The following is a 25,132-nucleotide window of genomic DNA, read 5'->3' as shown; positions in this document are numbered from 1 at the left end:
TGTGTTCCGTGCCGGCGTGTGCCGGTGTGTGCCGTCGGCCGTCCTTCATCCGGCCGTCTGCCGACGGCCGGTCATGCGTAGGTGGGCCGGGGCGGAGTCGCCGACTCCGAGTCACTGCCCAGCGTGGCCGACAGCCATGTGCCGTACGACCGCTTCCAGCCGCCGTCCTCGCGGTAGTCCTCCAGTATTCGGTTGACCCGGCGTACCAGATCGTCGGCGTCCTTCTTCATCGCCACGCCGTAGTACTCCGTGGTGAAGCGGTCGCCCTTCAGCTCCACCGTGGGGTCCTGCGCGGCCTGGCTCGCGGCGAGCGCGCCGTCCGTCACCACCGCGTCGACCTGGCCGAGTTGGAGCCGGACCAGGCAGTCGAGCTGGTTGGGAACGGTGACGGAGATGTCGGTGGAGGCGGGCAGCCGGCCGGCCTTCCGGTCCGCGTCCAGTTTGTCGTACGCCGTGGAGCCCTTCGCCGAGCAGATCTTCTGGTCGGCGAGGGTCTCGTCGTAGCCCTCGATCGTCGAGGAGGTGGGCGCGAGGACCTGCTGGCCGGTCAGGAAGTACGGGGCGGAGAAGGCCACCTGTTCCAGTCGGTCGCAGTTGATGGTCATCGTGCGCACCACCATGTCGACCTGCCCGCTCTGGATCGCGGGGATGCGCTGGTTGGTGGGGATGGCCTTGAACCGGATCTTGTCCGCATCGCCCAGCAGGTCCTCGGCGATCCGGCGGGCGAGGTCGATGTCGAAGCCCTCCAGCTCGACGTCCTTCGCCGTGCTGTTCGGGTTGCGGTAGCCCCAGCGGTAGCTGTTCTGGTCGACGCCCACCGAGACATAGCCGCGCTTCTTGATCGTCGCGATCGACGCGCCCTCGGCCGTCGACGGGGACAGGCTCTGGTCCTCGGGGTCCTTGCACTCCTCGGCCTTCGCGTGCGACCCGTCGGCCACGCCCTGGCCACCGACGCCCGTGCTGCCGTCGCCGGCCGGCCGGGTGTGCGGCAGCAGCAGCGCGAAGGCCACGGCGAGGGCGCAGACGACGGCCATCGCGCCCACGCCGCCCCAGCCCTTCAGGCTGGCCCGCAAACGTCGTGCATGCATCGTCACGCCCCCTTTCACCGGTACTCCGAAAGCCTGCGGCCGATGCCGAGCACCGCGCCGGCCGCGCCCAGCACCGCAGGGGCGGCCGCGCCGGCCGACAGGCCGGTCATCGCGTCCAGGCCGTCGCCCGCGGCCTGCTGGAACTCACGCTGTTCGTGCTTCAGGGCGGTGTCGAGGTTCTTGTCGACGTTGTCGAAGCACTCGCCCGTGGGTTTGTCGCTCTTCGCGCCGATGACCTTGTTCAGCGCCGCCTGGTAGTCACCCGCGTCGTCGGCGGCACGGGCCTGCTGGTGGCGGTCCTGCCATTCGTCCATGTTGCCCACCGCCGACCGCACGGGCTGCTCGCCGGACCGGTCGTCGGCGAGGGACTGCGCCGCGGTGAGGCCCTCGGCCAGGTCCTGCATCGACTCCTTGTAGGCGACGTCGAACTTGTCCTGGAACTCGCCCGGCTTGACCTCGACCGTCTCCGCACCCCGGCTGACCAGGGTGAGGTTCTCGTTGCCACGCGCCTTGAGGGAGGCGATGCGGGCGTCGTGCAGGACGTTCAGCGAGCGGACGCCGTGGTCGTAGGAGTCGTTGAGGCCGGCGCGGGCGACACTGTGGCCGACGACGAGCCAGAGCAGGACCACGGTGGTGGCGGCGCCGGCGGCGACCAGGCCGTGGTTCAGGACCCGGTTCGTGCGCCGGTAGTTGCGGTGCTGCGCCCAGGCGAGGGCCGCGAGGGCGACGATGCCGAGGGCGATGGCCGCCCACGGGTAGGGCGTGGCGTCCGCGTAGTCGCCGCGCAGCCGCTCGTTCTCCGACTTGTAGAGGTCCTCGGCCGCCGGGAGCATCTCGTTCTGCATCGTGTCGTTCGCGTAGCGCAGGTAGGCGCCGCCGAGCGGGTAGCCCTGGCGGTTGTTGGCGCGGGCGCGTTCGATGAGGCCCTTGTACTGCGGCAGGAGCCGGTTGAGTTCGGCGATCGTCGCGGCGGACGGGGAGCCGGGGTCGGAGTTGTTGGCGGCCGTGACGAGCTTGGCCGCCGCCGTGCGGATGCCCCTCTCGTAGCGGTCGCGGGAGGTCTTCGTCTCCTGACCGCCCGCCAGGAAACCGCTGGACGCCGCGGTGTTGGCGTCGGCGAGGGAACGGTAGATGTCGGCCGCGGCGGAGCTGAGGGGCTGGCTCTTGTGCAGGACGTCGTCGGCGGCGGACGCCCGGTCGGTGGCCTGCCAGGCGGTCACCGCGCCGAAGGAGACGACCAGCAGGGCGAGGACGGCGCCGATGATGCGCAGCCGGCCCGGCTCGGTGGTCGCGGCGGCGCGCACCCGGTCCACGCCCTCGGCGAACGCGGTGCGGCGGGGCGGCTCCCCGGCGGGTGCCGGGGAAGCGGGGGAGCCCGTGGAGGTGGGCTGCGGCGGGATGCCCGGCATCGTGGGCAGGCCGGAGCCCGACGCCGGGCCCGGTGGTGCCGTGCTGCTTTTCGGCGGTTGTGTCACTCTTGACCTCCCCCATGGTCATCCGTCGCCGCCAGTATCGCTGCCGGGACTGACATCCGCACCGGCCTTGCCCCGATCTTGATCGGATCGCAGTGCGGTGAAGCGTATTTCGGCGCACCGCGGAGCGCCCCGCACCGCCCCCTGCCCATGAATACGCCGGTGGAATCGGTTCGGTTCCACCGATCCGGCGGTCAGCCCTCGAAGTGCGCCCGCAGCCGCGCCTGCACCCGCCCTCCCGCGCCGATCCGGTCCAGCCCCAGCAGCGCCGCCCCCAGCACCGGGCTCGCCGTCACCACGCGGGGGACGGCCTTCGGCGCCCGGGCGCCCAGCAAGTCCCGGATGCGGTCGTCGAGTCGGGCGTGCCGGGCGGCGAGGACGCTGCCACCGAGCAGCACCGGGGTTTCCTCGGCCAGCAGGTCCAGCCGGGTCAGCGCCACCGTCGCCATGGTCACGACCTCGTCGGCGAGCCGGTCGACGATCGCACGGGCGACCGGGTCGCCGCCGGCCGCCGTGGCGAACAGAACCGGCGTCAGTTCGTGGCGCCGCGCGGGTTCCAGCCGCTCCAGGTGCAGTGCCTCGATCAGGGCGTACACGGAGTCCAGCCCGAAGTGCGCGGGCAGGGTCCGGGCCAGCTCGGTGGGGCTGCCGCGCCCGTCCTCCGCGCGGGCCGCGTGGAAGAGCGCCTCCTCGGCGAGTCCCCAACCTCCGCCCCAGTCCCCGGAGATACGCCCGACGGCAGGGAAACGGGCGGTGCGGCCGTCGGGGCGCATGCCCACGCAGTTGATGCCCGCGCCGCACACGACGGCCACCCCGCGCGGCTCGGGGACACCGGCCCGCAGGATCGCGAACGTGTCGTTGCGCACCTCGACGGTCGTCCCCCACGCGCGCGTGTGCAGCGCGGCCGTCAACCGCTCCTCCTCGACGGGGAAGTCGGCATTGGCGAGACAGGCGGAGACGTGCGTGACGGAGGTGACTCCGGCCATGGCCCAGGCACGTTCCACCGCCTCGGCGAGGGCGTCCGTCGCCGCCTCGACACCCACGGCCGGCGGCCGGAAACCGCCGCCGCGGGCCTCGGCGAGCACGGTTCCGTCGGCCGCCACGACCGCGACGTCCGTCTTGCTGTTGCCCGCGTCGACGGCGAGGACGGCTGCGGTCAGGCCCACGCGAGGTGCTCCCGGTTGTGTGCGATCAGCTGGTCGGTGAGGGTCTCGGCGTACTCGTACTGGCCGATGAGGGGATGCGCGAGCAGCGCCCGGAAGACCCGGTCGCGGCCGCCGCGCAGGGCCGCCTCCAGCGCCAGGTCCTCGTACACCGTCACGTTCGCCATGAGACCCGCGTACAGGGGGTCCACGGTGGCGACGGGCAGCGGAGCCGGCCCGCCCTCGGCCCGCACCGCCGCCTGCACCTCGATCACCGCGTCGTCCGGCAGGAAGGGCAGGGTGCCCCGGTTGAGGGTGTTCACCACCTGGTACGGGCTTCCCGCGCCGCTCAGCAGCGCCGCCGCCAGGTCCACCGCCGCCTCGGAGTAGTAGGCGCCGCCCCGCCGGGCCAGCAGCGCCGGCTTCTCGTCGAGCGCGGGATCGCCGTACGTCGTCAACAACTCCCGTTCCATCGCAGCCACTTCGGCCGCCCGCGAGGGCTTGGTGCGCAGCTCCCGTACGACCTCGTCGTGCGCGTAGTAGTAGCGCAGGTAGTAGGAGGGGACCACGCCCAGGCGGTCCAGCAGGGCGCGCGGCAGCCGGAGGTCCGCGGCGATCGCGTCGCCGTGCTCGCGGAGCAGCTCGGGCAGGACGTTCTCGCCGTCCACGCGTACGCCCGTCTCCCAGGTGAGGTGGTTGAGGCCCACGTGGTCGAGGTGGATGTCGGCCGGGGCGACGCCCAGCAGTGCGGCGAACTTCCGCTGGAGCCCGATCGCCACATTGCACAGCCCCACCGCCTTGTGACCGGCCTTCAGCAGGGCACGGGTGACGATGCCGACGGGGTTGGTGAAGTCGATGATCCAGGCGTCGGGGTTGGTACGACGCACCCGTTCGGCGATGTCGAGAACGACCGGGACCGTGCGCAGCGCCTTGGCCAGGCCGCCCGCGCCGGTCGTCTCCTGGCCGACGCAGCCGCACTGAAGCGGCCAGGTCTCGTCCTGCTCGCGGGCCGCCTGGCCGCCCACGCGGAGCTGGAGCAGGACCGCGTCGGCGCCTTCGACGCCCGCGTCCAGGTCGGAGGTGGTGACGACCCGCCCGTCGTGCCCCTGGCGGGCGAAGATACGGCGGGCCAGGCCGCCCACCAGGTCCAGACGGTCCGCCGCCGGGTCGACGAGGACCAGTTCCTCGATGGGCAGGGTGTCCCTGAGCCGGGCGAAGCCGTCGACGAGTTCGGGGGTGTAGGTGGAGCCGCCGCCTACGACGGTGAGTTTCATACGGTCTGTCAACCCCTTTGGGCGAGGCGCCGATGGAGCGTCAACAGCGAACGCCCCCGGGCAACGTAGTCGTTACTCAGGGGCGGGAGGGAACTGGTGGTCAGTTGTCGACGAAGGGCTTGGTATCCAGGGTGGGGTAGGGCGTAGGCAGGGGGAGCGGCTCACCGAAGTTGACCTTGTCGTCGGTTGCGTAGTAGGCCTCGGTGGGGTCGTCGCCGGGGAGGACGGGGTCTGTGTAGCAGTGAGCCGTCTTGGAGTGACGGTCGATGAGGACGTAGACCGGAACGCCCGCAGCGGCGTAGGCGCGGAGTTTGGGGCCTGTGTCCGTTTCATGGTTGGTGGAGGTGATCTCGCCGACCAGAGCGAGCATGTCGATGGGGTACCAACCCTTGTTGGCCTTGGAGTAAGCCTCGTCGAGCTCGGACGGTCGACGGCGGCGGACATAGAAGTCGGGGACCACCAAGGCCATGGTGCTGCCGTCCTTGTGGGCGGCGCGGTAGCCGTTGTTGAAGCCGGCCAGACGGACCCCGGCAGCTCGGAACTGGTAGTACAGCTCCCCGGCTCCGTCGTTGTGGTGGTCGTTCGGTTGCGGCGGCACGATGGCCATCCCCTCGACGTACTCGGGCCGAGTCGGCGCCACGGACGCCTCCTCGATCGCGATCAACAGATCGATGGGGTCCTGCTTCGGCTTCACGGCCTGCTCCGGGATGGGGTCGGCGGTCATCGCTGAATCTCCTCGTCGCGTCGCTGCCAGGCTACGCCCGTGCTGGGTGCCCCGGCAGAACCATGGAGTACGCGGCTCACGTGCGATCCCGGAATGCCCGACCGTTCACTCGAACGAGTGTGCTGAACCGTTCCGCTACTTCGTCACGCTCGGCGGCGTCAGCGGCGTGGCCGCCTGGGCCTGCGGGGACGTCGTGTTGGCGTACGCCGACGGGGCCGCCATCCCCGCCGTCGGGTCGGTGTCCGCCTCCGTCTCCTGCTGCAGCGGCAGGCCGCCGACGATGCGGATGCCCTCGCTGTCGAAACGGCGCTTGATACGCCAGCGCAGCTCGCGTTCGACGGTGAGGGACTTGCCCGGCATGGTCCTGGCGGAGACGCGGACGACCATCGAGTCGAGCAGGACGCTGTCCAGGCCCAGGATCTCGACCGGGCCCCACAGCATCTCGTTCCAGGGGTCCTCCTTGCTCATCGCCTCGCCGACCTCGGTGAGCACGGCCTTGACGTGGTCGAGGTCCTCCGAGGGGCGGACCGTGACGTCGACGCCGGCCGTGGCCCAGCCCTGGGAGAGGTTGCCGACGCGCTTGACCTCGCCGTTGCGGACGTACCAGATCTCCCCGTTGTCGCCGCGCAGCTTGGTCACGCGCAGGCCGACCTCGACGACCTCGCCCGAGGCGACGCCCACGTCGATGGAGTCGCCGACGCCGTACTGGTCCTCCAGGATCATGAACACGCCGGACAGGAAGTCCGTGACGAGGTTGCGCGCGCCGAAACCGATCGCGACGCCCGCGACACCCGCGGACGCCAGCAGCGGCGCCAGGTTGATCTCGAAGGTGGCGAGGATCATCAGGCCCGCGGTGCCGAGGATCAGGAAGCTCGCCACCGAGCGCAGCACCGAGCCGATCGCCTGGGAACGCTGCCGGCGGCGCTCCACGTTCACCAGCAGACCGCCGATCGCCGTACCGTCCACCGCCTGCACGGTGCGGTTCATGCGGTCTATCAGCTTGGTGATCGCCCGCCGTACCGCCACCCGCAGCACCGTCGCGATCACCACGATCAGCAGCACCCTGAGGCCGATCGCGAGCCAGGTCGACCAGTTCTCCTCGACCCAGCCGGCGGCGTTCGTGGCACTCTCCTGGGCGTCCCGGAGAGAGGGAACGGACGGGGCCGTCTCCGACGGGGACGGCGACGGCGACGAACCGGCGGCGAGCAGGTCCGAGAAGGGCGACACAGCAGGTACCTCCAGGTGCAGCGGTCCGCCCCCGGTACGGCGGTCACAGTTCAAGGTCGTGAAGGTGGTCAAGGTCACGGAAAGGTCACCGGGCGGGCGGATTCACCACACTATCGGGGCATCGTGCGGGGATCGTTGCGATGTTCGAGGGAGAGACGGCGTCCCCGTGGGGATGAACAGACCAGACGAACACCAGGTGGGACGAGCAGTGACACCAGGAGGGGGAATGAAGTGGTCGTGATCCGGGGGAGGAATCGGATGTGGTCGAAAACACTCCCAGCCCGTTACCGGGACATGGTGGCGCTTTCACCAGGCATGAGGGGAGACTGACTGCAGATCGTCCCGGCGCGAGCCACGCGCCGCCGGCGTACAAGGAGGCATCCGTGCCGCACGTCCTGGTCCTCAACGCGTCGTACGAGCCGCTCGGCGTCGTACCGCTCCGCCGCGCGCTCGTCCTCGTCCTCGAGAACAAGGCCGTATGCCTCGAGGAGTCCGGCGCCTTTATGCACAGCGCAACCGTCACAGTCCCCGCACCCAGCGTGGTCCGGCTCAAGCGATTCGTCCGGGTCCCCTATCGGGGACCCGTTCCATTGACCCGTCGAGCGCTGTTCGCGCGCGACGGGGGCCGGTGCATGTACTGCGGTGGCGTCGCAACCAGCGTCGACCACGTCATCCCGCGCTCACGCGGGGGCAAGCACGTCTGGGACAACGTGGTTGCGTCCTGCCGTCGCTGCAACCACGTCAAGGCCGACCGTCACCTCGGCGAGATCGGCTGGCGGCTGCGGCACAAACCCGCCCCGCCCACCGGCCTGGCCTGGCGCATCATCGGGACCGGCCATAGGGATCCGCGCTGGCTGCCGTACTTGCAGCCGTACGGCGCGGACGACGCCTTGGCCCGGATCGACGGCATTTCCGCCTGACGATCCGGGCTTTTGCATGTCCCGGCAGCGGGCCTGCCTACGGGACCGGGGAGACCTCCGTCACCCCGGTCCCGTAGGCGTGGCCTGTCCTGTCCTATGCGTACCGAAGCTCCCCCGGCCGCACCGACCGCCGCAGCAGCGGCAGGGAGGTGACCGCCGCCAGCAGGCAGGCGGCGTACACGCCGGCCGGCACCAGCAGCGCGGCCCACGGCGTCGACCAGCCGCCGCCGTCGGCGAAGCCGGCGTACCCGGTGCCGATCGCCATGCCTCCGGCGCCCGCGAGGAGCACCGCCGGTGCCAGCGGCAGCGCGGTCTCCAGCAGCAGAGCCTGGCCGAGCACCGCCTGCGGCACCCCGGCGGCGGCCTGCGCGGCCAGCCCCCGGCGGCGGGTGGCCAGGGACTCGGCCGTGCCGACGGCGAGCGAGGAGAGCGTGATCGCGAGGGCCACGGCGATGGCGGCGGCCGTCAGGTCGAGGCCGGTGGTGTAGTAGGAGGCGTCCTCGGACAGCTGCTTGTCCGAGTGCAGTACCTCCAGCAGCACCTGCCGGATTCCCACGAAGGCCGTCCCCACCATCGTCACCAGCAGCACCGCCGCATGCGTACGGGCGGCCGCCCACGGGTCGTCGCGCAGCCGTTCCGCCGCGATCAGCACCGCCGGGCGGTCGGTGCGCGACGCGAGCAGCCGTCCGGTCAGCCGGGCGGTGGCGCCGACCAGCCACAGTGCGGCCGTCCCCGTCACGATCAGCAGGGTGAAGACCAGCAGGGGCGCGGAGGGGGTGGACCGGTTGCCCGAGTCGGACACGACGGCGTACGACCCGAGCGCCACCCCCGCGAACAGCAGTACCGCCAGCAGGAACATCACCCCCGGACGGGACTGCGGCCGCACCCGGCGTACCCGGCCCAGCGGCGAGGCCACCACCCGGCGCAGCGCCAGCACGCTCACCAGGGCACCGGTCACCGGCACGGCCGCCGCCACCACCGCGATCCCGGCCCACGCGTAGCCGCTCGGCACCTCCCACGCCACCAGCAGAAGCAGCACCGAGAACACCGTCCCGACCGCCGAGCCCACCAGGCAGGCCAGCCCCGCCTCGGTAGCCGCGATCCGCCGCACCTGCCACGGCGAGGCGCCGGCCAGCCGCAGCCCGGCCAGCCGCCGGTCCCGGTGGACCGCGCCGATCCGGGCGCACTGGCCGAGGAACCCGAAGACCGGGATCAGCAGAAGCAGCAGCGCGACGACCACACCCCCACGCTCGCCCTGGTTGTCCAGCAGTCCGTTCGCGAACGGCACCCGATGGTGGCCGCGCAGCGCGGCCAGCGTCACCGCCGCCAGCGCGAACCCGGTAGCGAGCAGCGCGCCGAACGCCGTCAGCGCGACCCGCCACCACTCGCGCCGGTCGGATCCCCGCGTGAGCAGCCAGGCCAGCCGGATCTCGGCCCTCATGCGGCCACCTCCGCGCGAGCCACGGTCCCGTCGCTCAGCGTCACCTCGCGGTCCGCGTACGCCGCCACCTGCGCATCGTGCGTGATCAGCAGCACCGACGTGCCGGACTCGCGGGCCGTGTGCACCAGGGCCGTCATCACCTGCTCGCTCGCCAGCGAGTCCAGCGCGCCCGTCGGCTCGTCCGCGAAGACGACCTTCGGCCCGGTGACCAGGGCGCGGGCCAGTGAGGCCCGCTGCGCCTGCCCGCCGCTCATCTCGCCCGGCCGCAGCGCGCCCTGCCCGCGCACCCCGAACCGCTCCAGCCACTCGCCCGCCCGCTCCTGCGCCTGTCTGCGCCCGGCGCCGCCCAGCATCAGCGGCAGCGCCACGTTGTCCAGGGCCGTGAGCTCGGGGATCAGCTGCCCGAACTGGAACACCACACCGAACTCGGTGCGCCTGAGCTCGCTGAGCCGCCGCTCCGGAAGTCGGTCGATGTGCTCCTCGCCGTACGACACCGAGCCCCCGTCGGGCCGGACGATCCCGGCGAGGCAGTGCAGCAGCGTCGACTTTCCGCTGCCGCTGGCGCCGGTGACGGCGAGTATCTCGCCGGCCTGCAGTTCGACCGAGGCGCCGCGCAGGGCCTCGGTCCTGCCGTGCGCCTTGGTGAGGTCACGGGCCGCGAGCAGCGGCACTGGGTTGCTCATGCTGAGTCGACCTCCGCGGTCAGGGTGGTGAGCCGGGCCGCCGTGGTGGTCATCCAACGGAGGTCGGCGTCGAGGTGGTTGAGGGCGTAGTCCGCCGAGAGAACGGTCGCGAGGTCGGCGCCCGGGCCGGTCTTGACCGCCGTGAGCTGCCGCATGCGCTCCATATGGGCGGTGCGCTGGGCGTGCAGATAGGCGGCGGGATCGCCGCCGGACAGGATCGAGACGACGACCTTGGCGAAGATCTCGTTCGTGACGAACGGCGCGGGCGGGGCGACCTCCCCGGCCCAGTGGGCCAGTTCGCGCTCTCCGTCGGCCGTCGAGCGGTACTTGGTGCGCTCGGGGCCGCCGTCCGAGTCGGTGCCGTCGACCTCCGCGAGACCGTCGCGGACCAGGCGTTGCAGGGTCGTGTACACCTGCCCGTAGGCCAGCGGACGAGCCTGTGGGAAGCGCTCGTCGTGCCGTCGCTTCAGGTCGTAGCCGTGGCTGGGACCCGTGGCGAGCAGTCCGAGCAGGATGTGGCGGGTGCTCATGGAGATCATTATGTACTGAGTACATGTACTGAGTGAATAGTTGGCACGGAAAAAAACCGGACGGTCTGAGCAGGCTCGGTTCGCCACCGGAACGCACGAATGTGACGAGAAGGGCATTGTCGGTCGTGGGGCGTCTGGCTTCGCGTTCGCTGGGTAGGGCTGCGATGAACCCGTTGCCGAACAAGGAGGCCACCGTGGCCGCATCCGCACACCTGCTGCTCTCGGCCCTGTCCGAACGCTCCAAACGCCCGGCGGACCTCTCCGCCCACGCCGAGGACCTCCATCTGTGCATGTTCAGCGCGGAAGGAGCCTGCGCCCAGGCCCCGCTGACCAGCGAGCCCCCGCTGCCCGACGCCGAGCCCCTCACCAGCGAGCCGCCGCTCGCCGCCCCGGACGCCGACACCACGAGGCCGTAGATGACCGCATCCCGCCCGGGCGAACCCCCCGACGAAGACCTGTGCAGGCTCGCCGAGCTGCACGGCGTCGCCACCTCCTACAGTCCCTCCCCGGACCGTACGGTCACCGCCTCGGCTGCCGCGGTCGTCCGCACCCTGGGCGCCCTCGGCGTCGACGCCGGCACCCCCGAGGCCGTGCGCACCGCGCTCGCCGCCCGGCGCCGGGAACTGGACGAACGGCTGCTGCCGCCGACGGTGGTGTGCTGGGGCACCGCCGCGCCGGACGCCCTCGCGACGCTGCCCGCGGGAACCCGGCTGCGGATCGAGACCGAGCAGGGCGAGACCCGCGCCTCCGCCGAGCAACTCCCACTCGGCATCCACCGGTTGACGGCCGTGGCCCCTGACGGCCGTACGGCCGAGACCCACCTGGTCGTCGCCCCGGCCCGCCTGCCCACGCCCACGGGACGCTCGTACGGACTCCTCGTCCAGCTCTACTCCCTCCTGTCGCACCGCTCCTGGGGCATGGGTGACGCCGGTGACCTCGCGGAACTCACCGCCTGGGCCGGCCGCGCCCTCGGCGTCGGATTCGTCCAGGTCAACCCGCTGCACGCGGCCGTGCCCGGCGCCCCCACCGACCCCTCCCCCTACCGCCCCTCCTCCCGCCGCTTCCCCGACCCCGTCCACCTGCGCGTCGAGGCCGTCCCCGAGTTCGCGTACATCGGGGACCGCGAGCGTGTGCGGGCGCTGACCGAGCGGGCCGAACGGCTGCGGGAAACGGTGCTGGAGAAGGGCGCGTTGATCGACCGCGACGCGGTGTGGGAGCTGAAACGGGAGGCGCTGGAGCTCCTGCGCGACGTGCCCCTCGGCCCCGGCAGACGCGTCGCCTACTGCGACTACCTCGCCGAGCAGGGCCAGGCACTGGAGGACCACGCCACCTGGTGCGCCCTGGCCGAGGTGCACGGCCCGGACTGGCACCGGTGGCCCGCCGGTCTGCGCGACCCGCGCTCGACGGAAACCGCCCGCGCCCGCGGCGAGTTGATGGGCCGCGTCGACTTCTTCTCGTACCTCGCCTGGCTCACCGACACCCAGCTGACCGCCGCCCAGCACAGTGCGCGCGAGGCGGGCATGCCGGTCGGGATCGTGCACGACCTCGCGGTCGGCGTGCACCCCCAGGGCGCCGACGCCTGGGCGCAGCAGCAGTACTTCGCCGCCGGGATGTCCGTGGGCGCCCCGCCGGACGCCTTCAACGCCCGCGGCCAGGACTGGGGCCTGCCGCCCTGGCGCCCGGACCGGCTCGCCGCCGCGGGCTACGCCCCCTTCCGGGGCCTGCTCCGGGGCCTGTTCCGGTACGCCGGCGCGCTGCGCATCGACCACGTGATGGGACTGTTCCGGCTGTGGTGGGTGCCGCGCGGACTGCCGCCGACGGAAGGGACGTACGTCCGCTACGACGCCGAGGCCATGCTCGCCGTGCTGGTGCTGGAGGCCTCGCGGGCCGGGGCGCTGGTCATCGGCGAGGACCTGGGGACCGTCGAGCCCGGCGTACGGGAGACGCTGCGCGACCGCGGGGTGCTCGGCACGTCGGTGCTCTGGTTCGAACGCGACTGGGACGGCGACGGCCGGCCCCTGCCCCCCGAACGCTGGCGCGCCGACTGCCTCGCCACCGCCACCACCCACGACCTGCCGCCGACCGCGGCCCGTCTCACCGGCGAACACGTCGAACTCCGCGACCGCCTGGGCCTGCTCACCCGCCCCCTCGACGTGGAGCGCGCCGAAGCCGCCGCCGACACCGGCGAATGGCTGGCCCTGCTCACCCGGCTCGGCCTGCTGCGGGGCACGGGCGGCGGTCTGGTTACGTCGGAGGAGGAGGCCGAGATCCAGGCCGTCCACCGCTTCCTGCTGCGCACCCCCGCCCGGATGATCGGCGTATGGCTGCCGGACGGGGTCGGTGACCGGCGCCCGCAGAACCTTCCCGGGACGTGGGACGAGTACCCGAACTGGCGGCTGCCGGTGGCGGACGCGGAGGGGAGGCCGGTGACGTTGGAGGACCTGGCGGGGTCGGCGCGGCTGCATGCGCTGGCCGAGGTGCTGCGGGGGAACGTCGGTCGGTGTTGATCAGCCGACGCCGGTCTCATAGGGCACCCCGGACGCGCGTATCAAACCGGCGTTGGATACGTTGGCACCGTGGACAAGAAGAACGCCCCGCGCGCCGGCGCCCTGGCTGCCGGTACGACGCTGATGATGCTGCTCATGACGTCCCCCGCGCTCGCGCTCACCCCGGACGACGGTGACGACCCCGGCACGGGCCTGAGCGTCATCGAGACGCTGGGGCTGTTCGTCATTGCCCCGCTCGCGCTGTTCGCGGTCATCGCCGGGCTGGTGATGGTCCTGGACAAGTCGCACAAGCAGAAGGACACGACCAGCACCAACATCACGACCAAGGCCGGCTCGAAGGCCTGACGCAGGGCTCCGCACGAGCCCGCCGCGCACCTCCCGAGGGCGCCGTCCCCGTCGTCGTACGCACGCGCACAGCGCTGTACGCCGACGGGAACGGCGCCCTCGGCATGTTTCCGTGGGCGTGACTCAGGGGCTCACGGGCTCGGTGCGGTGAGGTAGCGCTGAAGCGTCGGTGCCAGCCAGGCCACGATCTCCTCGCGGACCAGCGCCACGACCGGCGGGAGCCGCAGGACGTAGCGGGTGAGCGCCAGCCCGAGCACCTGCGCCGCGCAGAGTGCGGCCCGGATCGGTACTTGTTCCGGGTCGGGGCAGACGTGGTGCGCGGTCGGCAGCAACTGGTCCCGGAAGATGCCCTGCATCCGCTCGGCCCCGGCCTGGTTGGTCACCCCGACCCGGAGCAGGGCCGTGAGCACCTCGTTCTCCTCCCACATGTCGAGGAAGTGCGTCACGAGGGCGCGGCCGACGTCGTCGCGGGGGAACGCGCCGAGGTCGGGCAGCTGGAGATCGATGGCGACGGCCGCGGCGAAGAGGCCTTCCTTGTTGCCGTAGTAGCGCATCACCATCGACGGGTCGATGTTCGCGTCCCTGGCGATGGCCCGGATGGTGGCCCGCTCGTATCCGTCGGCGGCGAAGCGCTCGCGGGCGGCGTCGAGGATGGCGGTGCGGGTTGCGTCGGAGCGGCGGGAGGCGGGCTTGGAGTCGCTGTCGTTCATGCCAACAAGCGTAGGCCAACACAAGTAGGCCAACAAGCGTTGACATCTCCGGCCGCTGCGCCCTACTGTTGCCAACAAGCGTTGACCAACAGACGTTGGCCAACAAGCGTTGGCACCCAGGAGGTCAAAATGAACGGCAACCTCGGCACCAGCACCCCCCGCTCCGTCATCGTCGTCGGCGCCGGCCCCACCGGCCTGCTCCTGGCCGGTGACCTCGCCGCCGCCGGCGTCCCCGTCACCCTCCTCGAAAGGCGCCCCCGCAAGATCAGCAACCTCTCCCGCGCCTTCGGTGTGCACGCCCGCACCCTGGAGCAGCTCGACGCCCGCGGCCTCGCCGACCCGCTGATCGACACCGGCGCCACCATCACCGAACTGCGACTCTTCCGCCGCCTGGCCCTCGACCTGGGCACGCTGCCGTCCCGCTTCCCGTTCCTGCTCATCACCCCGCAGTACGAGGTCGAGCGGCTGCTGGAGCGGCGGGCCCGCGAGCTCGGGGTCGAATTCGCCCACGAGAGCGAGGTCGTGGGGCTGCGACAGGACGACACCGGCGTCGACCTCGACGTACGCGGCTCGGACGGGACGGTCGTGACCCACCGCGCGGCGTATGTCGTCGGCGCGGACGGCCATCGCAGCGCTGTACGGGAGGCGATCGGCCTGCCGTTCCCCGGCGTCTCCGTCATCAGGTCCCTGATCCTGGCGGACGTCCGGCTCGCGCAGCAGCCCGAGGGCGTGCTCACCGTCAACGGCGAGGGCGACGCCTTCGCGATGATCGCCTCCTTCGGCGACGGCTGGTACCGCGTCATGGGCTGGAACCGTCGCCACGAGGTGTCCGACGACGCCCCGCTCGACCTCGACGAGGTCAAGGAGATCACCCGCCGCGCCCTGGGCACCGACTACGGCATGCACGACGCCCGCTGGCTGTCCCGCTTCCACAGCGACGAGCGCCAGGCGCCCAAGTACCGGGTCGGCCGGGTGTTCCTCGCCGGCGACGCCGCGCACATCCACTCCCCGGCCGGCGGTCAGGGCATGAACACCGGCCTGCAGGACGCGGCCAACCTCGGCTGGAAGCTCGCCGCGGCCGTCCAGGGCTGGGCGCCGGAGGGCCTCCTGGACACGTACGAGGCCGAGCGCCACCCGGTCGGCAAGGCGGTGCTGCGCAGCAGCGGCGGGCTGGTCCGGCTCGCGCGGGCGCACAGCCCCGTACTGCGCGCAGCACGCGCTCTCGTCTCGGCCTTCGTCAACCTGGCCCGCCCCGCCCAGCAAAAGGCCCTGGCCCAGATCTCCGGCATCGGCTACAAGTACGCGGCTCCCCGCGGCTCCCACCGCCTGACCGGCACCCGCATCCCGGACGTCGCCCTCAAGAACGGCCGCCTCTACGAGGCCCTGCGCGGCGGCCGCTTCGTCCTCATCACCCCCGCCGGGTCCTACGAGGAGTCCGGCGACCGCACGAACCGCCTGACCGTGGAGAGCTGGGCAGGCGACCGGCGTACGACCGTCCTGGTCCGCCCCGACGGCTACGTGGCCTGGGCGGCGGAGAACGCGGACGCCACGGCCGTGGAGACGGCCCTGACCGCCGCGCTCGGACGCTGAGCGCTCTGCCATCGCCGAAGGGGCGGGTGACCGGACCGGTCACCCGCCTTTTCGCACCGGCTACGCGGCCGCGGCGTCCGCCGCCCGGGCCTTCAGCGCACGCTCGATGCCCGCGCGCGACTCCGAGACGAGCCGGCGCAGGGCCGCGTTCGGCTCGGCCGAGGACAGCCAGGCATCCGTCTTGCGCAGGGTCTCCTCCGAGACCTGGACCGCCGGGTACAGGCCGACCGCGATCTGCTGGGCGATCTCGTGCGAGCGGGACTCCCACACGTCCTTGACCGACTCGAAGTACTTGTCGGTGTACGGGGCGAGCAGTTCACGCTGGTCGGTCTGGACGAAACCGCTGATCACCGCCTCCTGGACGGCGTTCGGGAGCTTGTCGGAGTCCACGACCGAGGCCCAGGCCTCCGCCTTGGCCTCCGGCGTCGGACGCGCGGCCCGGGCGGTCGCCGCGTGCCGCTCACCCGCTGCCGTCCTGTCCCGCTCGTACTCGCCCGCGATCTCCGCCTCGTCGAAGCGGCCCACCGCGGCCAGCCGCTGGACGAACGCCCAGCGCAGCTCGGTGTCCACGACCAGGCCCTCGATCGTCTGCGAACCGTCCAGCAGCGCCTCCAGCAGGTCCAGCTGCTCCGGCGTGCGCGAGGTCGCCGCGAATGCCCGCGCCCACGCCAGCTGGTGGTCGCTGCCCGGCTCGGCTGCCCGCAGATGCGCCAGCGTGGCGTCGGTCCAGCGGGTGAGCAGCGCCTCGCGGGTGGACGGGGCGGCGTACAGGTCGATGGCCAGCTTCACCTGCCGCTGCAGCGACTGCACGACGCCGATGTCGGACTCCTTGGCGATGCCCGACAGGACCAGGGAGAGGTAGTCCCGCGTGGCGAGCTCGGCGTCGCGCGTCATGTCCCACGCCGACGCCCAGCACAGCGCCCGTGGCATCGACGCCGAGAAGTCGCCCAGGTGCTCGGTCACGAACGCCAGCGACTGCTCGTCCAGGCGGACCTTGGCGTACGACAGGTCGTCGTCGTTGAGCAGGATCACCGCGGGTCGGCGCCGGCCGGCCAGGTGCGGTACGGCGGTCAGCTCACCGTCGATGTCCAGCTCGATCCGTCCGCCGTCGTCGTCCCGGATCAGCTTGCCGCTGTCCTCGTCGAGGTCGTACAGGCCGACCGCGATGCGGTGCGGGCGCAGGACCGGCTCGCCCTTGGCGCCGGCGGGCAGGGCGGGGGCCTCCTGGCGGATCGCGAAGGACGTGATGACACCGTCGGCGTCCGTCTCGATCTCCGGGTGCAGGATGTTGATGCCGGCGGTCTCCAGCCACTTCTTCGACCAGGTCTTCAGGTCCCGGCCGGAGGTCTCCTCCAGGGCGCCCAGCAGATCGGACAGGCGGGTGTTGCCGTACTCGTGCCGCTTGAAGTAGGCCTGCACGCCGCGGAAGAACTCGTCCTCACCGACGTAGGCGACGAGCTGCTTCAGTACGCTCGCGCCCTTGGCGTACGTGATGCCGTCGAAGTTGACGAGCACGTCGTCCAGGTCGCGGATCTCGGCCATGATCGGGTGCGTGGACGGCAGCTGGTCCTGCCGGTACGCCCAGGTCTTCATGGAGTTGGCGAAGGTCGTCCACGCGTGCGGCCAGCGCGACTCGGGGGCGGCCGCCTGGCAGGCGATCGACGTGTACGTGGCGAACGACTCGTTCAGCCACAGGTCGTTCCACCACTCCATGGTGACCAGGTCACCGAACCACATGTGGGCCAGCTCGTGCAGGATGGTCTCGGCGCGCGTCTCGTACGCCGCGTCCGTCACCTTCGACCGGAAGACGTACTGGTCGCGGATGGTCACCGCGCCCGCGTTCTCCATCGCGCCCGCGTTGAACTCCGGCACGAACAGCTGGTCGTACTTCTTGAACGGGTACGCGTAGTCGAACTTCTCCTGGAACCAGGCGAAGCCCTGCCGGGTGACCTCGAAGATCGCGTCCGAGTCGAGGTACTCGGCGAGGGAGGGACGGCAGTAGATGCCGAGGGGGACGCTCTGGCCGTCCTTCTCGTACACGCTGTGCACGGAGTGGTACGGGCCGACGATCAGGGCGGTGATGTACGTCGAGATCCGCGGGGTCGGCTCGAAGACCCAGACGTTGTCCTTGGGCTCGGGGGTGGGCGAGTTGGAGATGACGGTCCAGCCCTCCGGCGCACGCACGGTGAACTGGAAGGTCGCCTTCAGGTCCGGCTGCTCGAAGGACGCGAAGACGCGGCGGGCGTCGGGGACCTCGAACTGGGTGTAGAGGTAGGCCTGGTTGTCGACCGGGTCGATGAACTTGTGCAGGCCCTCGCCGGTGTTCGTGTACGCGCAGTCGGCGACGACCCGGAGGATGTTGCGCCCCTCCAGCAGTGCCGGCAGGGCGATCCGCGAGTCCTTGAACACCTCGTCGGGGACGAGCGGGTCGCCGTTCAGGGTGATCTCGTGGACGGTCGGGGCCACGAGATCGATGAAGGAGTCGGCGCCGTTCTCTGCGACATCGAAGCGCACCGTGGTCACGGACCGGTAGGTGCCGCCCTCCTGCGCGCCGGAGAGGTCGAGATCGATCTCGTACGAGTCAACGGTGAGCAGCTTCGCCCGCTGCTGCGCCTCTTCGCGAGTCAGGTTTGTGCCAGGCACGCGGTCATCTCCTCGTTATGTGTCGGTTGCGCCATCCTTCCACGGGACCTGCACGGAACGCGATGTCCGTTTACCGCCGGTGGGCGGAGCGGACGAAGGGGCGCCCACCGATCGAGCGGTGGGCGCCCCTCTGGCGTGTCGGCGGCGCCTACGCGCTCAGCTCTGCCGCCACCAGCTCCGCGATCTGCACCGCGTTCAGCGCAGCGCCCTTGCGGAGGTTGTCGTTGGAGACGAACAGGGCGAGGCCGTTGTCCACCGTCTCGTCGCGGCGGATGCGGCCGACGTAGGACGGGTCCTGGCCGGCGGCCTGGAGCGGGGTCGGGACCTCGGTGAGGGCGACGCCGGGGGCGCCGGCCAGCAGTTCCTTGGCCCGCTCGACGCTGATCGGACGGGCGAAACGGGCGTTGACCTGGAGCGAGTGGCCGGTGAAGACCGGGACGCGGACACAGGTGCCGGAGACCTTCAGCTCGGGGATCTCCAGGATCTTGCGGGACTCGTTGCGGAGCTTCTGCTCCTCGTCGGTCTCGTTGAGGCCGTCGTCCACGATCGAGCCGGCCAGCGGGAGGACGTTGTACGCGATCGGCGCCACGTACTTGTTCGGCGCCGGGAACTCGGCCGCCGAGCCGTCGTGGGTGAGCTTGGGTGCGTCCTCGCCGACCTTCTTGACCTGCTCGAACAGCTCGTCGACGCCGGCGAGGCCCGAGCCGGACACCGCCTGGTAGGTGGCGACGACCAGCGCCTCGAGGCCCGCCTCCGCGTGCAGCGGCTTCAGGACCGGCATCGCGGCCATCGTCGTGCAGTTCGGGTTGGCGATGATGCCCTTGGGGCGGCTCGCGATCGCGTGCGGGTTCACCTCGGACACCACGAGCGGCACCTCGGGGTCCCGGCGCCAGGCGGAGGAGTTGTCGATCACGACCGCGCCCTGCGAGGCGACCTTCTCGGCCAGTGCCTTGGAGGTGGCGCCGCCCGCGGAGAACAGCACGATGTCCAGGCCGGTGTAGTCGGCCGTCGACGCGTCCTCCACCGTCACACCGTCGAGGACCGTCCCCGCCGAACGGGCCGAGGCGAACAGGCGCAGCTCGGTGACCGGGAAGTTCCGTTCCGTGAGGATCCTGCGCATGACCGTGCCGACCTGACCGGTGGCTCCGACGATTCCGACCCTCACGGCGACTCCTTTACCTGGCTTGCGGGGCGCCCCGTCCCTGACCGGGGGCCTTTCCATCATGCGGGGCACCTGGGCCCCCGTGTCCAATTCTTTGCCCTTGTGCCCGAGGAATGGGACACCCACCCCGTCGGCGTCGGCTTTCCTGCGTGAACCTCCTCTCAGTTTCCGGACAGGTGTGACGTACGCCACAAATGGAGTCGAACGTTCCGGCCCGCACCCGCGTCATAGAGGAAACGCGGCGAGGGGAGGGGCGGCTGTGCTGCGCAGAAAGACCCGCCGCGACCAGGGGGGCGACGCCCAGGACGACCCGCTGGACGCGGCGCAGGAGCGCCGGGTGCGAGCGGTGCTCGCGCTGGGCGGGGTGCCGCAGGCGGACCTGCTGGACGGGGTACAGCAGGTCCGCCTGCGGCTGCTGGAGCGGGCGGCGAGCGGCCGGGAGGCGCCGCGGGACGTGTCCGCGTGGGCAGCGGTCGTCGCCTCCAACCTCGCCATGGACTGGCACCGGGCCAAACGCCGCCAGGAGCGGCTCGGCGAGCGGCTGGCCGCCCTGCGCCAGCCGGCGCACCCCTCCGGCGAGGACACCAGCGTGCTCTCGGTCGCCGTCGCCCAGGGCCTGGACGAGCTGCCCGACGCCCAGCGACAGGTCCTCGTGCTGCGTTTCTTCGCCGATCTGCCGGTGCGCGGGATCGCCGAGGAGCTCGGCATCCCGGAGGGCACGGTCAAGAGCAGGCTGCACACGGCGGTACGGGCTCTGCGCGCCCGCCTGCACGAGGACGAGGTGGTGTGACGTGACCGCCGAGCACAACACGCACGACGGAACCGGTGGACTGGACGCACTGCTGGCCGCGATCACGGACGAACCGCTCCCCGACGAGGCCCGCGCCGACGCCGCCTTCATGGCCGAGCACCGCTCGGCGACTGCCGACGTGGCGCTGCTGCGGGAACAGCTGGAGGTCATCGGACGGGTACTGACCGAGCCCGCGAAGCCGAAGGCGGCCCCCGAACCCGAACCCGAACCCGTGCCCGTACGTCCGCGTCGGCGCCGTCCCTTCGCCCTCGCCCTCGGTGCCGTCGGAGTGGCGGCGGCCGGTGCGATGGTCGTGGGCATGGGCTGGCTGTTCGTGCAGGCCGGGGGCGGCAGTGGGGACGACGCCGGTGCAACGAGCGCCGACAGCGCACAGTCCGAGTCCAAGGACGCCGGCCCCCTGGGCTCCCCGCCCTACCTCGCCTGCGCCCGCCTGGTCGCCGAGGGCGACGTGACGGACGTCCAGCCGGTCCCCGGCGAACGTCAGGAACGCATCACCCTGGACGTGACCCGTTCCTACAAGCCCGCGAAGGGCGAGGACGAGGTCACTTTCGTGATCCGGACGAGCGCGGGTCTCGACGAGGGCGATCACCTCCTGGTCGCCATCCCGCGCGGGTCCGCGTCCCCCGACTTCTGGTTCGTCGGCGAGCGCGACATCGCTCCCCAACGCCAGACCCTCACCTGGGCGTTGCCCGAGTCGCGGACCACGGCCTGCGAATAGCGGAAGCAGGAGAAAGGGCGGGCGCCCGCACGGACGCCCGCCCTTCGGTTCAGCCGCAGTCGGCTACGGCGTGACCTTCTCGATCTTCACGTTGCCCGCGCCCGCGACCGTGCCGCGCGCGTTGACCAGCTGGACCTGCCCGAAGAACTCACGTCCCTCGGGCGCGGCCGCCAGGGCGGTGACGCTGCCGGAGACCGTCGTGGAGTCGCCGGTGCCGAGCTTCACCGGCGACTCGTCGACGGTGACGGAGCCCAGGACGGCGGAGAAGAACATGTCCTGGTAGTCGTACGCGGTGGAGCCGGCCGGCACCGAGTAGCCGACGACCCGGACGGTGTACGTACCGGCGGCCGGGGAGGCGATCGAGACCGCCTCTTCCGAGTCGCCGTCGGCGGCGGAGCCGACCTCCTCGCCGGACGCGTCGTACACGTACAGGTCGAGGTCGGCGGCCGCGTCCGAGACGTTGCCGACGGCCACGTCGAGCGAGGTGGCGCCCGCGGGCACCTCGACCGTGGTGGTCTGCGTGGCACCCTGCGCGATGGTCGGGCGGGTCGTCTTCGACGAGCCGAGCGGGCCGCCGGCCAGCTTGCCGTCGATCGCGGCGTAGCCGTTGGTCACCTTCCAGGAGGCGGCGGCCGGGGTGCCGACCTTGGCCTCGGGCACGGTCACGGTCTCCGGGTCGAAGGCCGCGCCGAGGACGGTGACGTCCAGCTTGTAGGGGTTGTCGAGCAGCGGCGACGTACGGCGCGACTCGACCTCGATCTCCCAGACGCCCGGCTGCGGGTCGGCGTACGAGCGCACGTCCGGGCGGCAGGTGTTGGCCGGGTTGGTGTAGTTCGGGTAGCAGTTGATCGTCGACGTCGGGTCGGACGGGACGCCGAACGGGTGGATGGCGATGAACCGGGTCTGGCTCTTGTCCTTCAGCCCGCCGATCGCCACCTCCAGCGACTTGGCGCCCTCGGGCACGGTCACGAAGTACGACTTGGTGCTGTTGCGCTGCACCGAACCCGACGCGGAGTAGGTGTACTTCAGCGGCGCCGAGACCACGACCGTGCTGAGGACCTGCTTGTCGACGCCCTCGGTGCGCGGGTCGTCGACCTCGAGGATCGCGCTCTTGAGGCCGGCGGACTTCGGCGCGGCCTGCACCTTGACGGTCACCGGCTGGTTCAGCGGCAGCCGCACCTCGTCGGAGCCGACGATCCGGAACGTGTCGCCGGCGTTGTTGTCGAAGTCCAGCTCGTGCCGGACGGCACGGTCGGCGCCGGACGTACGGGTGAGGGTGATCTCGTACGTCTTCTTCTGACCGGCCTTCAGACCGCCCTCACGGTCGTAGAGGCCCGTGCCGTAACCCGGCGTCTTCAGCGCCCAGTCGATCGCGGTGTCGACCGGCGCCTTGACCGTGTACGTGTGGGCGGTGGCGCCGCCGCGGATGGCGTCCCAGGCGTCCACGATGTCGATCAGGCCCGCGCCCTCCTCGTAGGCCTGGACCCCGCTGATGTGGTCGGCGGTCGAGGTGAGCGCCGTGCGCAGGGTCGCCGGGGTGAGGTCGATGCCCTTCTGCTTGGCGGCGGACAGCAGCAGCGCGGAGGCGCCGGCCGCCTGCGGGGAGGCCATCGAGGTGCCCTGGAGCATCGAGTAGCCGGCCGGGAGCTGGTACCCCGCCTCGGCGACCGGGCCGCCGGGCGACCAGGTCTGGGTGGTGTTGATCGCGGCGCCGGGCGCGGACAGCGTCGGCGTGAAACCGCCGTCCTCACGCGGGCCGCGCGAGGAGAACGGCATCATCGCGTACCGCTTCTCCACCTTCGAGCCGTAGTTGGCCGCCCAGGTCTCCTTGGAGATGGTCGCGCCGACCGAGATCACCTTGTCGGCGAGGGACGGGTCGCCGATGGTGTTGGCGCCGGGGCCGGAGTTGCCCGCGGAGATCACCAGCTGGACGCCGTACTCGTCGATCAGGCGGGTGTACAGCTCGGCGCGCGCGTTGTTGCCGTCGTTCAGCGCCGGCAGACCGCCGATCGACATGTTGACGATGTCGACGCCCCGGTTGACCACGAGGTCGATCATGCCCTCGGTGAGCGCGACGTTGGTGCAGCCGCCGGACCAGGTGCAGGCCCGGGAGGAGACCAGCTTCGCGCCGGGCGCGGCGCCGTTCATCTCGCCGCCGAACAGGCCGTTCGCGGCGGTGATGCCGGCGACGTGGGTGCCGTGCGAGCCCTCGATGACGCCGATGCTGACGTAGTCGGCCTTCGCACCCGCGGCGTTGTAGACGACGTCCTTGCGGATCTCTACGACGAACGGGATGCGCTCGACGACGTCGGTGGCCGGGTCGTCGGTGCCGAAGTAGCCGACCTGGAAGCCGTCCTTGTACGGCTTCATGGCCTGGTCGTCGGTGAAGTCGAGGTCGTCGTCGAGGTCGACGCGGGCCGTGCCCGAGGCGGCGTCGTACAGCACACCCCAGACGTCCGTCTTGTCGCCGTCGCGGTTGAGGTCGCCGGCCATGTCGCCGCCGGTGGTGGCGGACTCGGAGAAGTAGTCGAACTTGTAGGTGCCCTCGGGCGCCTTGAACGTCTCGGTGCCCAGTGACTCGGTGGTGATCGAGAACGTCGGGCCGGAGACCGAGGTGGTCATCCGCCGCCAGGTGCCGTCGCCGTCGGTGACCGGGTCGGTGGCGGTCACCCAGTCGACGATCTTGCGCTCACCGGTCGTCGTCTTCTGCAGCGCCGGGTGCCCGAGGTCCACGCCCGAGTCGAGGATGCCGATGGTGATGCCGCGGCCGTCCGCCTTCGGGTGGTCCTCGACGAACTCGACGGCGCCCGTCTCGAAGGAGGGGTTGTACGGGTTCTCGGCGGGGGTCTTCTCGCCGGGGGCGGGATACGTCCCCGTGGCACCGGCCTCTTGTGAGCCGTTCGGCGCCGGGTCGTCCAGCGGGATCTCCTCGCGCAGGTCGATGCCGTGCACGGAGGACAGCTTCACGGCGGCGGCAATGGCCGCGTCCGCCTTGCCGGTCGGGACGGTGGCACGGACGTAGCCGAGCTTGTCGTGGGTACGGCCGACCAGGCCGCCGTCGACCGAGTCGAGCTGCTCGGCGACCTGCTCGGTCCGGCCGGGCGCGGTCGCGACCATCATCGTGACGCTCTTGGCGCCGTCGGCCTTGGCCTCGGCGAGCAGATCGGCGTCGTCGGAACCGAGCTTTTCGTGGGCGGACTTGACGCCCGGGTCGGCTGCCGCCGGGGTCTGGTCCGCGGCGAGGGCCACGGGTATCGGCCCGGCCGCGGAGAGCGCGGCCACCAGACCGGCGGCCACGGCGATACGGGCCACGCGTCTCGCGCCCGATATCGGATCGCTCTGGGAGGAGGGGGTCATCGGCATCCTTGTTGGTAAAGGAACGAGACAGTCCGGAATTTGATCCCGGACGACCGCTCAGCCTTACGCAAGAGGCGCATGTTTGGGGAGGGTTGACCGAATCGCAATGGATGCATGGGGAAAACCCGCGATGCGCATGCAGGGACACATGGGGTGAGCGGAACTTTTCGGGTGTCGGTCGGCATTCCCGGTTCCACGGGTTAACGTCCCTGCGTGCGCAAGAAGCTGAGGGTGGCGGCCTACGCCATATGCGTCCGCGACGGCCAGGTCCTGCTCGCCCGCTCCCCGGCACCCGACGGCACTCCCGAGTGGGTGCTGCCCGGCGGCGGCATGGAACACGGGGAGGACCCGTACGACACCGTCCGCCGTGAGGTGCGCGAGGAGACCGGCTACCGCATCGAGGTCACCGGCATCCTCGGCGTCCACTCCCTCCACCGCACCTTTCCCGGCCGCCGCTTCCGTCAGGCGACCGACCAGCACGGCGTACGCCTCGTGTACGAGGGGACGGTCGTCGGCGGCGAACTGCGGCACGAGATCGGCGGTTCCACCGACATGGCCGCCTGGCACGAACTGGACGCGGTGGCCGCCCTGCGCCGCATCGGGCTGGTCGACCTGGGCCTGAAACTGTGGCGCGAGCGCCCGGCCGCGGGGCGGGTCGACCCGGCCTAGGGACAGGTGTGTTACCCCGTCAGATGAACGCCGAGTGACCGCTCACGGGCCGTTCGACAAGCGGTCGTGGGCGCGCAGGGTAGTCCAAGATCGACGTACGGTGATCGGCGCTGCCCGTT

At 71.5% G+C, this 25,132-nt stretch carries 21 protein-coding genes; 8 read left to right on the top strand and 13 right to left on the bottom strand.

Translation table 11 applies throughout. The features are described 5' to 3' along the window. Positions 1 to 71: 71 nt before the first annotated feature. From ACFV7R_RS07510 to ACFV7R_RS07485, 6 genes are all read right to left on the bottom strand, one after another. Complete coding sequence (locus ACFV7R_RS07510) at positions 72 to 1,088, bottom strand: glutamate ABC transporter substrate-binding protein (protein WP_385260984.1); 1,017 nt, start codon at positions 1,086 to 1,088, stop codon at positions 72 to 74. Between the two features lie 14 nt (positions 1,089 to 1,102). Further along, positions 1,103 to 2,563, bottom strand: a complete 1,461-nt coding sequence (locus ACFV7R_RS07505) for a hypothetical protein (protein WP_385260982.1) — start codon at positions 2,561 to 2,563, stop codon at positions 1,103 to 1,105. Positions 2,564 to 2,754: 191 nt separating this feature from the next. Continuing rightward, positions 2,755 to 3,726: an N-acetylglucosamine kinase gene (locus ACFV7R_RS07500; protein ID WP_385260981.1), complete on the bottom strand. Its 972-nt coding sequence runs from the start codon at positions 3,724 to 3,726 to the stop codon at positions 2,755 to 2,757. Then, positions 3,717 to 4,976: a 6-phospho-beta-glucosidase gene (locus ACFV7R_RS07495; protein ID WP_385260978.1), complete on the bottom strand. Its 1,260-nt coding sequence runs from the start codon at positions 4,974 to 4,976 to the stop codon at positions 3,717 to 3,719. The genes ACFV7R_RS07500 and ACFV7R_RS07495 overlap by 10 nt, the downstream gene beginning before the upstream one ends. Before the next feature lie 100 nt (positions 4,977 to 5,076). Continuing rightward, the gene (locus tag ACFV7R_RS07490; protein ID WP_385260975.1) at positions 5,077 to 5,700 is read right to left on the bottom strand and encodes a Uma2 family endonuclease; all 624 of its coding nucleotides are present in this window, start codon (positions 5,698 to 5,700) and stop codon (positions 5,077 to 5,079) included. A gap of 135 nt (positions 5,701 to 5,835) precedes the next feature. Next, positions 5,836 to 6,927 carry a mechanosensitive ion channel family protein gene (locus ACFV7R_RS07485; RefSeq protein ID WP_385260973.1) on the bottom strand — a complete coding sequence of 364 codons (1,092 nt, stop codon included), beginning with the start codon at positions 6,925 to 6,927 and terminating at the stop codon, positions 5,836 to 5,838. A gap of 383 nt (positions 6,928 to 7,310) precedes the next feature. On the opposite strand from ACFV7R_RS07485, the gene ACFV7R_RS07480 reads away from it, so the two are divergent. Beyond that, complete coding sequence (locus ACFV7R_RS07480) at positions 7,311 to 7,847, top strand: HNH endonuclease (protein WP_224738406.1); 537 nt, start codon at positions 7,311 to 7,313, stop codon at positions 7,845 to 7,847. A gap of 94 nt (positions 7,848 to 7,941) precedes the next feature. Here the strand turns inward: ACFV7R_RS07480 and ACFV7R_RS07475 are convergent, their stop codons facing one another. From ACFV7R_RS07475 to ACFV7R_RS07465, 3 genes are read right to left on the bottom strand one after another with little or no spacing between them, the layout of a single operon-like run. Then, positions 7,942 to 9,288: an FtsX-like permease family protein gene (locus ACFV7R_RS07475; protein WP_385260970.1), complete on the bottom strand. Its 1,347-nt coding sequence runs from the start codon at positions 9,286 to 9,288 to the stop codon at positions 7,942 to 7,944. Next, positions 9,285 to 9,971, bottom strand: coding sequence for an ABC transporter ATP-binding protein (locus ACFV7R_RS07470; protein WP_385260968.1), 687 nt, complete (start codon positions 9,969 to 9,971; stop codon positions 9,285 to 9,287). The genes ACFV7R_RS07475 and ACFV7R_RS07470 overlap by 4 nt, the downstream gene beginning before the upstream one ends. After that, the gene (locus ACFV7R_RS07465; RefSeq protein WP_385260965.1) at positions 9,968 to 10,501 is read right to left on the bottom strand and encodes a PadR family transcriptional regulator; all 534 of its coding nucleotides are present in this window, start codon (positions 10,499 to 10,501) and stop codon (positions 9,968 to 9,970) included. The genes ACFV7R_RS07470 and ACFV7R_RS07465 overlap by 4 nt, the downstream gene beginning before the upstream one ends. Positions 10,502 to 10,695: 194 nt before the next feature. Here ACFV7R_RS07465 and ACFV7R_RS07460 point away from each other — a divergent pair, with 194 nt between their 5' ends. The 3 genes from ACFV7R_RS07460 (at position 10,696) to ACFV7R_RS07450 (ending at position 13,353) form a co-directional block, all read left to right on the top strand. After that, positions 10,696 to 10,917: a hypothetical protein gene (locus ACFV7R_RS07460; RefSeq protein WP_385260962.1), complete on the top strand. Its 222-nt coding sequence runs from the start codon at positions 10,696 to 10,698 to the stop codon at positions 10,915 to 10,917. Beyond that, on the top strand, positions 10,918 to 13,008 hold the full coding sequence (malQ, locus tag ACFV7R_RS07455; protein ID WP_385260959.1) for a 4-alpha-glucanotransferase: 2,091 nt from the start codon (positions 10,918 to 10,920) through the stop codon (positions 13,006 to 13,008). It begins immediately after the preceding gene. Positions 13,009 to 13,077: 69 nt separating this feature from the next. Beyond that, positions 13,078 to 13,353, top strand: a complete 276-nt coding sequence (locus tag ACFV7R_RS07450) for a hypothetical protein (RefSeq protein WP_385260956.1) — start codon at positions 13,078 to 13,080, stop codon at positions 13,351 to 13,353. Positions 13,354 to 13,484: 131 nt separating this feature from the next. Here ACFV7R_RS07450 and ACFV7R_RS07445 read toward each other — a convergent pair whose 3' ends face one another. Further along, positions 13,485 to 14,063 carry a TetR family transcriptional regulator gene (locus tag ACFV7R_RS07445; protein ID WP_385260954.1) on the bottom strand — a complete coding sequence of 193 codons (579 nt, stop codon included), beginning with the start codon at positions 14,061 to 14,063 and terminating at the stop codon, positions 13,485 to 13,487. Positions 14,064 to 14,192: 129 nt separating this feature from the next. Between ACFV7R_RS07445 and ACFV7R_RS07440 the strand changes: the two genes are divergently transcribed. Continuing rightward, on the top strand, positions 14,193 to 15,653 hold the full coding sequence (locus tag ACFV7R_RS07440) for an FAD-dependent monooxygenase (protein WP_385260951.1): 1,461 nt from the start codon (positions 14,193 to 14,195) through the stop codon (positions 15,651 to 15,653). 60 nt (positions 15,654 to 15,713) lie between these two features. On the opposite strand, the gene pepN is transcribed toward ACFV7R_RS07440, so the two are convergent. Together pepN and ACFV7R_RS07430 are read right to left on the bottom strand one after the other, a co-directional pair. After that, a complete protein-coding gene (gene pepN, locus ACFV7R_RS07435; protein WP_385260949.1) occupies positions 15,714 to 18,296 on the bottom strand; it encodes an aminopeptidase N in 2,583 nt (860 codons plus the stop codon). Between the two features lie 148 nt (positions 18,297 to 18,444). Further along, positions 18,445 to 19,461: an aspartate-semialdehyde dehydrogenase gene (locus ACFV7R_RS07430; protein ID WP_385260946.1), complete on the bottom strand. Its 1,017-nt coding sequence runs from the start codon at positions 19,459 to 19,461 to the stop codon at positions 18,445 to 18,447. Positions 19,462 to 19,717: 256 nt separating this feature from the next. Here ACFV7R_RS07430 and ACFV7R_RS07425 point away from each other — a divergent pair, with 256 nt between their 5' ends. Together ACFV7R_RS07425 and ACFV7R_RS07420 are read left to right on the top strand one after the other, a co-directional pair. After that, positions 19,718 to 20,248, top strand: coding sequence for an RNA polymerase sigma factor (locus ACFV7R_RS07425; RefSeq protein WP_385260942.1), 531 nt, complete (start codon positions 19,718 to 19,720; stop codon positions 20,246 to 20,248). 1 nt (position 20,249) lies between these two features. Next, positions 20,250 to 20,987 carry a hypothetical protein gene (locus ACFV7R_RS07420; RefSeq protein WP_385260940.1) on the top strand — a complete coding sequence of 246 codons (738 nt, stop codon included), beginning with the start codon at positions 20,250 to 20,252 and terminating at the stop codon, positions 20,985 to 20,987. Positions 20,988 to 21,050: 63 nt separating this feature from the next. On the opposite strand, the gene ACFV7R_RS07415 is transcribed toward ACFV7R_RS07420, so the two are convergent. Beyond that, positions 21,051 to 24,344 (bottom strand): S8 family serine peptidase, encoded by a 3,294-nt coding sequence (locus ACFV7R_RS07415; RefSeq protein WP_385260937.1) that lies wholly within the window; start codon positions 24,342 to 24,344, stop codon positions 21,051 to 21,053. Between the two features lie 213 nt (positions 24,345 to 24,557). On the opposite strand from ACFV7R_RS07415, the gene ACFV7R_RS07410 reads away from it, so the two are divergent. Then, positions 24,558 to 25,013: an NUDIX hydrolase gene (locus ACFV7R_RS07410; protein ID WP_385260935.1), complete on the top strand. Its 456-nt coding sequence runs from the start codon at positions 24,558 to 24,560 to the stop codon at positions 25,011 to 25,013. Positions 25,014 to 25,132 lie beyond the last annotated feature (119 nt).

Origin of the sequence: Streptomyces sp. NPDC059866 (assembly GCF_042731325.1) — a bacterium.
GTDB lineage: Bacteria > Actinomycetota > Actinomycetes > Streptomycetales > Streptomycetaceae > Streptomyces > Streptomyces flavusporus.
The sequence above is the reverse complement of the archived record's forward strand: the minus strand, read 5'-3'. Positions and strand labels throughout refer to the sequence as shown.